This window comes from Desulfogranum aggregans (genome assembly GCF_055398265.1).
Genome location: NZ_AP042447.1, coordinates 2,455,143 through 2,467,913 on the forward strand (window position 1 = coordinate 2,455,143; position 12,771 = coordinate 2,467,913).

Below are 12,771 nucleotides of genomic sequence, written 5' to 3' on the forward strand. Positions count from 1 at the left end.
GTCATGCCGGCTTCCAACTCGCTTTTACGGCGGGAGGCCGCCCGGCTGTTACAGTTTTCTCTTATCAATGACTCGCTGGGCCTTTCCTTCGGACCGCTGGATGGTGCGGGGCTCGACCAGCTTGACCTGGCAGGTTACCCCGAGCATATCCTTCACATCCGCCTGGATCTTCTTACTGAGCCCTTCCAGCACCCTGATCTCATCGGAAAAGATATCTTCACTCACCTCGACCAGGATCGACATGGTATCGAGGCTGCCCTCGCGGCTGACCTCTATCTGGTAGTGGGGTTCCACTCCTTCAATGCCGACCAGTACATGTTCGACCTGAGAAGGAAAGACATTGACCCCGCGAATAATAAGCATATCGTCGGTACGCCCCATGACCTTTTCCATGCGGACCAGGGTGCGTCCGCAGGCGCATGGTTCGGCAATAAGACGGGAGATATCCTTGGTCCGGTAACGGATCAGGGGAAACGCCTCCTTGGTCAGGGTGGTGAACACTAGTTCTCCCACCTCGCCGTAGGGAAGCGGCTCCAGAGTTTCCGGGTCAACGATCTCCGGCAGAAAGTGGTCTTCCAGGATGTGCATGCCTCGATCGGTATGGAGGCACTCCATGGCCACTCCCGGGCCGATAATTTCCGACAGGCCGTAAATGTCTACCGCTCTGATGCCCAATTTACGCTCAACCTCTTCGCGCATATTCTCGCTCCATGGCTCGGCCCCGTGAATCCCCACCCGCAACTGGAGATCCGCGGGCGAAACCCCGACATCAGCCATGGCATCGGCCAGGTTCAAGGCATAGGAGGGGGTAGAGAGCAGCACGGTCGAGCCGAAATCGCGCATGATGGTGATCTGTCGCTTGGAGTTGCCGCCAGAAACAGGAATGACCGTCGCTCCCAGGGCCTCGATGCCGTAGTGGGCACCAAGTCCGCCGGTAAAAAGGCCATACCCATAGGCGTTGTGCACCATATCACCTGGGGTGACCCCGGCCATGGCCAGGGCTCTGGACATCACCGAAGCCCACAGTTCTATATCGGCCTCGGTATAGCCGACCACCGTGGGTTGTCCGGTGGTACCGGAGGAAGCGTGCACGCGAATGACTTCCTCAAGGGGCACGGTAAACAGCCCGAACGGATAATTATCGCGCAGGTCATCCTTGGTGTTGAACGGCAGTTTGCGGAGGTCCTGCAAGGAACGAATATCGCCGGGTGCTATTCCGGCCGCCTCCATTTTGCGACGGTACGGCTCTACCGTCGCATACACCCGCTCGACCAGGGCCTGCAGTCGCTTCAGTTGGATCGACTCCAACCCCGGACGCGGTAATGTTTCGATTTCTTCAACCCACATCATACGTTTTCCTCATCTCTCCCTCTTCTCGGAGTCTGCGCTTAGCTGTCAATCGGCAAATCCTTCGAGCCTGATGCCACCTGAACGGATGAGGAATCCAGACAAACCCGAATTCCTCATAAACATCAGGGCTAAGCGTACACTGCTGCCCTGCCGGCCTCAAAAGCACGCTTGTTGACCTCGCGAAACTGTTTCTTGACCGTTGTGTCAATCACCCGAAGAAACACCTCAGGGCTAACAGCCAGGAAATTGGACATGGCGCCGACCATAGCCACGTTTACCGTCCGCATTTCCCCCACCTCTTCGGCAATGGCAAAGGCATCAATAGGTACCACGTTGATCTTGCGCTCGGTGAGTTCTGAGAGGATATCCTCCGGATAACTCGCCTTGCCCAGGGCAACTGCAGGCGGCAAGATCTTCTGGGTATTGACTACTACCGCACTATCCTTGTGCAGGTAGGGCAGATAACGGGCCGCCTCAAGGATTTCGAAGGCCACCAGTATGTCAGCGCTGCCCGGGTCGATGAGCGGCGAATAGACCCGCTCCCCGTATCGCAGATGCGCTTCCACCGAACCACCGCGCTGGGCCATGCCATGGACCTCGCTTTTTTTCACATCAAAGCCTTCGGCCAGCTGGGCGTAGGCCGTCAATTCGCTTGCCAGAAGGATCCCCTGTCCGCCAACTCCGGAAAAGAGTATGTTCCCGCTTTGCTTCATCAGTTTTCCCCCCTTCTGGTAATCGCACTGAACTTACAGACAGCGGCACACTGGCCGCAGCCGTTACACTGGACTTCGGTAATCTCCGCATACCCGCGCTGCTTCTCCCGGTATCCCCGTTCAACGGCTTCTTCCGGAGTAAGGGGATGCCAGCTGATTGCCGGACAGCCCATCTGTACGCAGGCGGTGCAGCCGGTACAGTTGTCCAGGTTGGTGAAGTAGGTCGGCTTGTTGCGCTTGACCTCTTCGGGCAGGAGAATGCAGGGTGCCTGGCTGATAATCACCGAAGGCTCTGGGGAAGCTATTTCCTCTTTCAACACTTTCCGGGTGGCATCGATATCATTGGGATCAATCACCACTACCCGCTCAACGCCCAGCGAACGGCACAGCTGTTCAAAGTCAATTGCGCTGGCCGGCTCACCATAAATACTCTTACCCGAGGCGGGATTGTGCTGATGGCCGGTCATGGCGGTTATGCGGTTGTCGAGGATAATCACCGAGGCATAGGAACGGTTGTATACCGTATTGAGCAAACCGGTGATGCCGGAGTGCATGAAGGTGGAGTCACCGATGACCGCCACCAGTCTGCCTTCACCCTCTTCACCCAGGGCCTTGGCCATGCCGTGGGCCATGCTGATCGAAGCACCCATACAGACACAGGCATCCATAGCGGAAAGAGGGGGCAGAAACCCGAGGGTATAGCAGCCAATGTCTCCGGAGACGAAGACATCCTTCATCTTGGAGAGTCCATAGAACAAACCGCGATGCGGACAACCGGCGCACATATTGGGCGGTCGCATGGGCAGTTCCAGGGGAGTGAAGAGCTCGGGCGCGGATGCCGGCTCCACCGCGGTCTTGACGATGAACGAGTTCAGCTCGCCCTGGTTGGGAATAATATCCTCTCCATGGCACGCTATCCCCATGGCCTTGATATGGAGCTCAAGAAACGGGTCGAGTTCTTCGACAATGATCAGTTCCTCGACCGAATCGGCAAAAGTGCGGATCAGCTGCTCGGGCAGCGGCCAGACCATGCCCAGTTTCAGCACCGGCGCATCCGGAAAGGCTTCCTTGACGTAATTATAAGAGGTGCCTGCTGCGATGAATCCCCGGGGACCGGTCCCCTCTTCGATGCGGTTTTCAGGCAGGGTTTCGGCCAGCTCCCTGGCCGTGGCCATCCTTTTTTCCACTTCGCGGCGCCGCACCCTGGCATTGCCCGGCAGCATCACCAGTTTGGCCGGTACTTTTTCAATGGATGGAGTGGGCAACGCCACCCGCTCGCCTTTTTCGACCACGCCTTTCACATGAGCTATCCGGGTGGTTATGCGCAGAAGAACCGGCGTATCGAGCTGCTCGCTGAGTTCAACCGCCCTGCCGACCATGGCCTTGGCCTCGGCCGGTTCGGAAGGCTCCAGCATTGGCAGCTTGGCGGCAAAGGCATAGTTTCGGTTATCCTGCTCATTCTGCGAGCTGTGCATCTCCGGATCATCAGCGGTCAGCACGACCAAACCGCCGCGGACGCCGGTGTAGGCTGCAGTGAATAACGGATCAGCGGCCACATTCAAGCCGACATGCTTCATGGTTGCCAGGGCACGCGCGCCGGCAAAAGAAGCACCGATGGCCACTTCCAGCCCGACTTTTTCATTGGGGGCCCATTCGGCATACACCCCGTCATATTGCGCAAAATTCCCCATAATTTCGGTAGAAGGGGTACCGGGGTAGCCGGAAGCCACCGTAATGCCGGCCTCCCAGGCTCCCTGTGCTATCGCCTCGTTACCGGAAAGCCACTGTTTTGTATCGCTATCTAAAACCACATTTCCTCCTTTCAAGTCTCATGTCCAGCGGCAACGGAGCCGCTGGATGTGAGTGGATCAGGAAGCGCCCCAAGCCTGTTGCCGCTTCGCATGCATCAGCAAAAACAACAGTCCACATGGTGGCGCATTCATTCCTCTCCTTCCCTGGCGGCCCGGCCGCGTATGCTGCCAACAATGACCGGCAACACAACAAATGACCATCAATACCCTGAATTCAATCGGTTAGGCAAGAGCTTTTTCCATCTCGTCCCTCGCATGAACCGCCCTGGCAGGGCCGCCTCTCTTATTCGCTCCCCGCTATCGGCTCCCGGGGAATGAGGGTGCTGTTCCATTCGGCGTGGGTTGGTGTAAAACGAGAGGTCATCCCCACCACCTCATACGCCTGGAGCAGGGCCAGGATCTCCTCCCCAAGCCGCGATGCGGAAATGCCCTGCACCGCCGACAGGGTAGTAATCAGCCAACCGGCAATATCCTCCAGCTCACGGCCGAGTCGCGCAGGATACACCACCATGGCCCCCATGCCGGCCGCTTCCAGCTGCCCCGGCAGACGAACGCCCATATCCGCTGCAACCTCTCCGGGAAGCGCATCCGCTGCTGCCGATCGATTGAGCAGGTCGACCAGTACCGACTTGCCGTTAGCAGCATAGAGCATGGTCGGGGTGAGCACCAGTGCCGGCTGGGTCGCTTCACCGGGCAACAGCGACCAATAGAAGACGGTCTGACCGCCCGCCTCGACCTGCTGTTCCCGGGCAAAACCGCTCTTATTGATGGCTGCGCGCAACCGCTCAAACACCTCCACTGCCCGCTGGTGATCACGAACCTCGACAAAGGCTACGACCTTGGGGACCGGAAAAAATCCGCTATTGACAATTTCATTAACGGTAAAACCGTACTGCGGACCAAAGGCAGCCAGCAACTCTGCCAGGGAAAGATCCAAATACTCACTGATGGCAGCATCGTACCGGTCAACCTGCTTCCGGTCTCCTGCAGCAAGGGAGTGCAGCAACAACTCTGCCGACAGAGAGGAGGACCAGTCATAGATGAGTGTCTTATTGCCAAACAGGTTGAGTGAGGTGTTGCGGCCCGATTGCTCGTCCATGGCGGCCCTGAGTGCCGGATGCAGGCTCTCGGCCGTGAAGCCCGCCCTGGTGTCACTGCGCAGTTCCTCTCCCTGATGGTACGTCAGGGAAGCGAAATAGGTAATCCCTTCCAGGTACCCGGCCAGTGAAGCAGCCTCCTCACCGCCTTGTGCAAGCAGTGCCTGAAGCGAAAGGGGATTGACAAACAGTCGGCTGTACACGGTTGCCGCCTCATTTTCCTCCCAGAAACGGCCTGTTTGCTGAAAAGCGGCCGTTGTCTCCAGGGTCTGCTCGGTGGTGGCCGCCTGCAGGCAAGCGGTCACAGTGGCTGGAACAGCGGAGAGCAGTACCAGCCCGTTGACGGTTGCACCGTAATAGGTTTTGCCGCTGTCCAACTGAACCCTGGTCAATTCGACTCCGTCAACCACCTCAGTGGTGACGGCTTGACGCATGACGGCTTTGGCAAATGTTTCCAGAGCGCCGGAAACTGTCGTCGTGGCAAAGACAACCATGGAACGCTCCACCTCTTCCCGGGGGGTTGCCCTCAATCGGGCCAGGTCGGGCGAGAGCAGCGCCAGCGCTGCATCATCGCCGAACACGGCCAGAAAGGCCGGATTGTTGACCAGGGTGACGACGCTGTCGTACGTCTCATTATAGCTGGTAATCGCCTCAGGGGAAGCCTGAAGCTCGGCAAGGATCTCATTCATGGTTGCCTTGGCAAGCAGGCGTCCAAGCGGCGAGTCGGCAAAGGATGCGCTGATCTCCGCCAAGTGGGTCAGACTCACCGTCGCCAGGGTATCCTGGGGAAGATAGGCAGCATAGGCTCCGGCATCCTCCTGCTTAAAAAAGTGTACAGCATATATCCCTGCGGCTGCGGCTATTGCCACTGCCAGCAGGAGTATTCCCACGCGTTTATTCATTGGCTTATCCTCATCTCGGTAACGGGTTACAGTTCCTGTTCTATGGCTTCCATGGCAGCCTGGGCCTCTTCCCAACGGCCGTAGGCCCGCTCCAGGTGCCGCTCGATCTGGGCATACTCTTTACTGGTCGCGGTCCATGCCTCCTGCTCTGCATACAGCTCGGGATCAGCCATCAGCTCCTCGAGTTCGGCCTTGCGGGTCTCATAGCGCTCTATCTCCCGTTCAGCATCCTGATTCTTTTTTTTCCACGGCCCGAGCCGGCGATTCAACTGCTCCCGCTCCTTGGCCCGTTGCCGCCGATGCTCCTTCTTATCTATCCGGCGTCCTTCCCGGTCGGATGTAGTCGTCGCATTTTCCTTTTCGTCGTTGGCTGAGGCAGTTGCCGTTGCCTCCTCTTCACGCTGCCGTTGTTCCAGGTAGTCGTCAACATTGCCCTCGTAGATGGTGGCCTTGCCGTCGCGAATCTCCAGCACCTTGTTGACAAAGGAGTTGACGAAAAAGCGGTTATGAGAGACCACCACAATGGTGCCCTCATACTGTGCCATTGCCTCCTGCAGCACTTCCTGGGAGCTGATATCCAGGTGGTTGGTCGGCTCATCCAGCAGCATCAGATTGGCGGGTCGCACCAGCATTTTCGCCAGTGCCACCCGCGATTTTTCCCCGCCCGAGAGGACCTGCACCTGTTTTTCCACCTCGTCCCCGCTGAAGAGAAAGGTACCCAGGAGTGAACGCACCTGGGTCATGGTCATTTCCGGAGCTGCATGGTAGACTGAGTCGAGGATGGTGAGCTCACCGGCCAGTTCCTGGGCCTGGTGCTGTCCGAAATAGGTCAAGATGACATTGTGCCCCTGGCGGATGGTCCCTTCTGCCGGTTCGAGCCCGGCCAGCATCTTGAGCAGGGTGGTCTTGCCGGCACCATTCACCCCGACCACGGCCAGCTTATCGCCGCGCTGCAGACAGAGTGAGACGTTCCGCAGCACCTGGCGACCTCCATAGGCCTTGCCGACCCCGTCCAGGGTGAGCACGTCTCTTCCCGAGGGGGCGGCCGGGGGAAAAGTAAAGGCAATGGTACGATCGGTTTCCGAGAGTTCAATCCGCTCCATCTTTTCCAGCTGCTTGACCCGGCTCTGCACCTGCCTTGCCTTGGTGGACTTGGAACGGAAGCGGGTGATGAAGCGCTCGGTCTGACGGATCATTGCCTGCTGATTGTTATAGGCAGCCCGTTCCAGCTCCAGACGCTGCTCCTTTTCCACCAGATAATGGGAATAGTTGCCCTTATAAACGGTCAGCCGCCCCAGGCTGAGTTCCCAGGTGGTCGAGGTCAACCGGTCAAGAAAGGTGCGGTCATGGGAGATGATGATCATGGCCCCCTCATACTGCTGGAGATAATTCTCCAGCCAGGTCAGCGAATCCAGGTCAAGGTGGTTGGTCGGCTCGTCAAGCAGCAGCAGCGAGGGTTTGCGCAGCAGCAGCTTGGCCAGCAGCAACCGCATGATCCATCCGCCGGAGAAACTGGCAGCCGGCGCCTCAAAATCAGCGTCACTGAAGCCCAACCCGGTCAGAATCCGCTCGATCTGCGGGCGAATGCGAAAGACATCGCACCCCTCCAGCGCATGCTGGAGCTCCCCTTGGCGGGCAAGCAGTGGGTCGATCTCCGCACTGTCCTGGTCCAATACTGCAAGTTCTTCGCTGATGCGATCGAGTTCCTGCTGCTGGGCAATAACATCGTCAAAGGCCGATTCCGCCTCCTCAAAAAGGGTGCGCCGCCCCAGGTCAAGCGTGACCTCCTGGGGCAGGTAGGACACAGAAAACCACGCCGCACGGGAGACAATGCCCGGGTCGGTCTCCTGCTCCCCGCACATGATCCGGAGCAGGGTTGACTTCCCGGTTCCGTTGACTCCCACCAACCCGATACGATCGCCGCTGTGCACCTGGACCGATACATCGCGAAATATGTGCTTGCTCCCATACTGGAGCTGTAAATCATTGACACTGAGCATTGCGCCCTCAATTAGCTGTTGCCAGGTTCCGAGATGGTTCGGATCCTTGGTTCAGATATATGAAAGATGACTCCATACAATGTGAAAACCCAGGTGCGTCGGTTGTGGACGCCCCGGATGCGGGTTTCATTGGTCATGCACCCTGATCTGATACCGCTGCTGACGGTCATCGGTCACCAGCGAAAAGCTGTCGAGCAGGCCCAGTTCAGCCAGCCGATGCATGTTGGCGGAGCGGATACCTCTGAAAATGGAGAGGTCACGACGGTTGATGACCAGGGTGGTATGATCGGCCTTTTGCCCCTGCAGGAGTCGCCTGGTTTGCCGGAGCATCAACCGGGACAGCACCAGCTCGCCGAAAGCAGGGTGATACGGACCGGCAATCAGGGACCGTTCAAGTGTTGCACCCGCCTGCAGCCCCATGCGTATAACCCGGATTCGTGCCTGATCAAAGCTTTTTTTCATATAGGCGGCCTGGAGCACGGCCTTATCCAGAGAAAGGGGGTGGTAGCGGTCAGCGCCGTAGGCTGCGGCCAGGCCACTGCCCTCCACCACCAGCACCGGATAGATGCGCACGCAATCGGGCTGTAGGTGGATGGTCCCGGCAACGGTCTTGCGCAGCGAACGAAACGATTGCCCTGGCAGGCCGAGCATCAGCTGCATGCCCACGGACAACCCGCCATCCCGGAGCAGGGAAATCGCCCTGACCACATCCTCGCAGCTGTGCCCGCGTCCTGCCAGGCGAAGCACCCGGTCATCCAGCGACTGTACCCCTAACTCGACCACGCTTACCCCATGATCATGGAGGAGGTCCAGTCGTTCCCGGTCCACATAATCGGGCCGGGTGGAAAGACGAATCTGCTGCACCCGGCCCTGCTCGACAAAGGGCCGGACAGCGCCGAGCAGTTCACGCTGGCGCGGCAGGGCAAGACCGGTAAAGCTGCCGCCGTAAAAGGCGACCTGCACCGCCTGCCCCTGTTCGGGCCGAACCCATCCCAGCCAGGTCGCTATGGTTTCGGTCACCTCAGCGGGAGTTATCTGGGGAGTGGCACTGCCACTGATCGCGTGCTGGTTGCAGAAACTGCAGCTATGCGGACAGCCCTCGTGGGCAATGAAGACAGGGATGATAAACGCCATGCTGCACTCGCTGGAGCGGGCCTACTCCTGCTCCGCCTCATCATCGTCCTGCCGGAGCTGTTCCAGGGCCGCTCTGGCAGCCTGCTGCTCCGCTTCCTTTTTGCTCGAGGCCTTGCCCATCCCTAGCTCCTCGCCCTGGAAACAGGCGGCAATGGAAAACTGGCGGGCATGGGCCGGTCCCTCTTCGCGCCGGAGCACATACTCCGGCCCCTCGTTATGCTGTTCCTGGAGCAGCTCCTGGAGCGCACTCTTGGCATCGGCAATGATCAGGTTGTCGCTGCGCCTGGCGATGTGCGGCTCAAAAAAACGGCGGACAAACGCCAGCGCCTCATCATAGCCGCCATCGAGAAACAGGGCACCGACCACAGCCTCGTAGGCGCAGGAGAGAATAGACGGCTTCTCCCGCCCCATGGAGGCATTCTCGCCGCGTCCCAGCAGCAGGTAGCGACCAAGGTCTATGCTTCTGGCCATCTGGGCAAGCCCGCCTTCATTGACCAGGGCGGAACGGATCCGGGTCAACTTGCCCTCGCGCATGTCCGGAAAACGGGTGAACAGGATATAGCCCACCGTCAGGTCCAGGACCGCATCACCGAGAAACTCAAGGGTCTCGTTGTGTCGTTTGTCGTCCAGCCGCTCAAAGGCAAAGCTGCTGTGCACGAGAGCGAGCTGCAGCAGCTGCAGGTCACGGAATTGGTAGCCAATCCGCTCCTGCAGCTGCTGCAGTTCCTCCGCGTGGTCCTGCACCAGTGCCCACAATGTTGTTCCCATGGGTGCAATTTCCTCTTGTCAAAATTTATAGCTGTGGTATAAGATGCCGCTACATTCTTACGGCGACGTAGCCAAGTGGTAAGGCAGTGGTCTGCAAAACCATTATTCAGCGGTTCGAATCCGCTCGTCGCCTCCAGACTTTAAAAGGGTCACAGCGTATACTGTGACCCTTTTTTTGTGTTTCTTGTGTTTCATAACAACTAGAAATATAACACACAATCGCATGCACAGCATCAGGTTAACAACTCTACGAAAGCGGTTGAACAAAATAACAAGTTGCCGGAAAGAAGGAAATCAGTTTGTTTTACAAATTCTTTCCAGAAAACAGGAATTTTTCCCAGAGGCATTATGAAAAAAAACAGCCAAGAATACATAACCGATTAATACATTTGATAAAAATACACGACGACCGAACTGGACCATAATTTGCTTACTTTTTATCAAGATCAATGAACATACTTTAGAGCCATTGATACACCTTATCTGAGAGGAAAAGCTATGTTGCACAAACACTTATTTCTATCGGTTTTACTTTTAAGCACCATCGTCGCGACAGCACATGCAATCCCGTCCCTACAGCTTGGCCCAGGGGGGGCTGGGACATGGAATTATGACAACGCTACAGACACATGGATGGTGTCGGACGATCCATTCACCCTCAACGCCACAGCTAATGCAATCACTGGCAATGGAGCCTACGCATGGGATATGACGGGGACTACCCAAACAGCATACCTCATCTTTGCCGCCGTACCTGATATTGGAGATGTAGATGGATTTGACATCACTGTTTCTAATGATGGTGGTAATCTAGCAGTCTTCGACTCGGGATATGGGACTCCACCCCTTGAAGACCAAAACAGCTTAGCACCGCACGGTATTTACGATACTTACTTCGAAATTTATGCCTTTAACTTTGACGGCCCCATCGTACAAATTTCTGATACTCAACCTGGACAAACGGGTACAGGCGACGGGTATATTGAGGCATTCGCTGTCACTGTCAACAGCTTGACCGCTGGCGTGACTGGCATCCATATGGACCTGTATACAGTTAGCGGAGACGGCACCTACAATCCGTTGACACAAGCCGATGACAGAGGTCTCGTTAGTGCATTTGCACCTTTCTCGCATGATGCTGAATATGACCCCGGCACCCCAGTCCCCGAACCGACCACCATGCTCCTTTTCGGAGCCGGACTTGCTGGGTTGGCCGGTGTGCTCCGCAAGAAACGAAAGTAGTTATTTCCGGAAAAAATTCCGGATAAATGAACCATCAAAAAAGCAGAGCTTCAGGGCTCTGCTTTTTACGTTGATTAGCTCTCCGCTCATGCGTCTCCCAACTCGTATTCCTCTTCCACCGTATGCACCGCCCCCTGGCGACCAAGCACGCTGGAATAGAGGCGGTAATTTTCCACCGTAAACGGCTCTGTTGAGAAAAGTCCACACTCTTCCAGGTAGCGAGCCACCTTACTGGTGGCGGTGCTTTTCAGGCGGGCAATGGTGATATGGGGGGCGAACTTGCGCCGTTCCAGGGCCAGGCCCAGGGAGGCAAGGCGGGTATAAATCTTCTGGTGCAGCCGATGGAGCCGCTCATCGGCCTCCACCCCGACCCACACCACCCGCGGCCTGCCCCGCGGCGGGAAACAGCCCACCCCGTCCAGCCGTATGGAAAAAGCAGGAACGCTCACCTGGTGCAAGGCCTCACGGATGTCATGAAACACCGCGCCATCGACCTCGCCAATAAAGCAGAGGGTCAGGTGAAGCTGCTCCGAAGCCACCCAACGAGCTCCGGGCAGCCCACTGCACAACGGTTCTACTCGAGAGGCAACGTGCTCAGGAAGATCAAGGGCAACAAATAAACGTTTTTTCATGTTCGGTTACTACAGCGCCAAGGCGTTTAACAGTGCTTCAGATATAAGCAGAAAAGCGAGGCCGCTAGAGCAAAGCTATGCGGACTCGGTTTTCCGCTTAAAGATGGAGTACTTGGAGGAGTCAGGGGACTGATTTTATTTTTCTTGTTTAAAACGGGGACAGAATGATTTTCACAGCCTCAGCCTTGTAACACAGTACATTTACATTACAGGAAAAAGAAAAATTCAATCTGTCTCCCGAATAAAAAGCTGTGAAATAAAACCAGTCCCCTGACTCCTTAACAGGTCTAACACCAGTCCATGCCGATATCGCAGGCACCAGCAGAGTGGGTCAGGCCGCCAATGGAAATCACATCCACCCCGGTCTCGGCAATGCCCTGCACCGTTTCCAGGGTAACCCCGCCCGAGGCCTCAATGGTGGCCCGGCCGTCGATACGGCCCACCGCCTCCCGCATGGTGGCAAGGTCCATGTTATCCAGCATGATCACCTCCACCCGACAGGCCAGACACTCCTCCACCTGTTCCAGGGTGTCGGTCTCGACCTCGATGCTGATCGTATGCGGTACCCGACGGCGTACCCGCTCCACCGCCTTGGTAATGGAGCCGCAGGCGGCAATATGATTATCCTTGATCATCACCCCGTCGCTGAGACTGAAACGGTGATTGGAGCCGCCGCCTACCCGGACGGCGTACTTTTCCAGCAACCGCAGTCCGGGGGTGGTTTTTCGGGTATCAACGATCTTTACCGGCAGCCCTTCCACCGCCTCGACATAGGCGGCGGTCAGGGTCGCTATGCCGCACAACCGCTGCACCAGGTTCAGGGCAACCCGTTCCCCGCGCAGCAGGGCCCTGGTGGGCCCGATAAGCTCCAGGAGGATATCCCCCTTTTCCACCCGTTTGCCGTCCTGAACGCTGCGCCCGCTGGTGGTCCTGGGATCAAGCAGGGCAAAAATCGGCCATGCTACCCTGTCCATTCCCGCTACCACCATGGGCTCCCGTGCCGTCAGGTAAGCGTGGGCCTTGTCTTTCTCGGAAAAAATCGCGTCCGTGGTAATGTCACCGTGCTCAAGGTCTTCGCGCAGGAAGGCGTCAAGCAGGGGTTTGAGCAAATAGGCATCCATA

The 12,771-nt window shown here is 57.3% G+C and carries 10 protein-coding genes and 1 tRNA gene; 2 read left to right on the top strand and 9 right to left on the bottom strand.

Annotation, left to right across the window (positions count from 1 at the left end):
• Positions 1-48: 48 nt before the first annotated feature.
• The 7 genes from ACZ52Z_RS10920 to rnc all read right to left on the bottom strand — a co-directional run bounded on the left by ACZ52Z_RS10920 (position 49) and on the right by rnc (position 9,775).
• The gene (locus ACZ52Z_RS10920) at positions 49-1,350 is read right to left on the bottom strand and encodes a phenylacetate--CoA ligase family protein (RefSeq protein WP_464266821.1); all 1,302 of its coding nucleotides are present in this window, start codon (positions 1,348-1,350) and stop codon (positions 49-51) included.
• A 128-nt stretch (positions 1,351-1,478) separates the two neighbouring features.
• Positions 1,479-2,063 carry an indolepyruvate oxidoreductase subunit beta gene (locus tag ACZ52Z_RS10925; RefSeq protein ID WP_464266822.1) on the bottom strand — a complete coding sequence of 195 codons (585 nt, stop codon included), beginning with the start codon at positions 2,061-2,063 and terminating at the stop codon, positions 1,479-1,481.
• Positions 2,063-3,874, bottom strand: a complete 1,812-nt coding sequence (iorA, locus tag ACZ52Z_RS10930) for an indolepyruvate ferredoxin oxidoreductase subunit alpha (protein WP_464266823.1) — start codon at positions 3,872-3,874, stop codon at positions 2,063-2,065. Before iorA ends, ACZ52Z_RS10925 begins: the two co-directional genes overlap by 1 nt.
• Before the next feature lie 283 nt (positions 3,875-4,157).
• Positions 4,158-5,873 carry a DUF3352 domain-containing protein gene (locus ACZ52Z_RS10935; protein ID WP_464266824.1) on the bottom strand — a complete coding sequence of 572 codons (1,716 nt, stop codon included), beginning with the start codon at positions 5,871-5,873 and terminating at the stop codon, positions 4,158-4,160.
• 26 nt (positions 5,874-5,899) lie between these two features.
• Positions 5,900-7,873, bottom strand: coding sequence for an ABC-F family ATP-binding cassette domain-containing protein (locus ACZ52Z_RS10940; RefSeq protein WP_464266825.1), 1,974 nt, complete (start codon positions 7,871-7,873; stop codon positions 5,900-5,902).
• Positions 7,874-7,999: 126 nt separating this feature from the next.
• Positions 8,000-9,007 carry an elongator complex protein 3 gene (locus ACZ52Z_RS10945; protein WP_464266826.1) on the bottom strand — a complete coding sequence of 336 codons (1,008 nt, stop codon included), beginning with the start codon at positions 9,005-9,007 and terminating at the stop codon, positions 8,000-8,002.
• Between the two features lie 21 nt (positions 9,008-9,028).
• Positions 9,029-9,775 (bottom strand): ribonuclease III, encoded by a 747-nt coding sequence (rnc, locus tag ACZ52Z_RS10950; protein WP_464266827.1) that lies wholly within the window; start codon positions 9,773-9,775, stop codon positions 9,029-9,031.
• A gap of 61 nt (positions 9,776-9,836) precedes the next feature.
• Here rnc and ACZ52Z_RS10955 point away from each other — a divergent pair.
• Positions 9,837-9,911: transfer RNA gene (locus ACZ52Z_RS10955), tRNA-Cys, on the top strand.
• 362 nt (positions 9,912-10,273) lie between these two features.
• Complete coding sequence (locus ACZ52Z_RS10960; RefSeq protein ID WP_464266828.1) at positions 10,274-11,017, top strand: choice-of-anchor N protein; 744 nt, start codon at positions 10,274-10,276, stop codon at positions 11,015-11,017.
• Between the two features lie 86 nt (positions 11,018-11,103).
• On the opposite strand, the gene thpR is transcribed toward ACZ52Z_RS10960, so the two are convergent.
• Together thpR and nadC are read right to left on the bottom strand one after the other, a co-directional pair.
• Entirely contained in the window at positions 11,104-11,649 is a 546-nt protein-coding gene (thpR, locus tag ACZ52Z_RS10965) for an RNA 2',3'-cyclic phosphodiesterase (protein WP_464266829.1), read from the bottom strand.
• A gap of 287 nt (positions 11,650-11,936) precedes the next feature.
• Positions 11,937-12,770 (bottom strand): carboxylating nicotinate-nucleotide diphosphorylase, encoded by an 834-nt coding sequence (gene nadC / locus ACZ52Z_RS10970; protein ID WP_464266830.1) that lies wholly within the window; start codon positions 12,768-12,770, stop codon positions 11,937-11,939.
• Position 12,771: the final 1 nt, after the last annotated feature.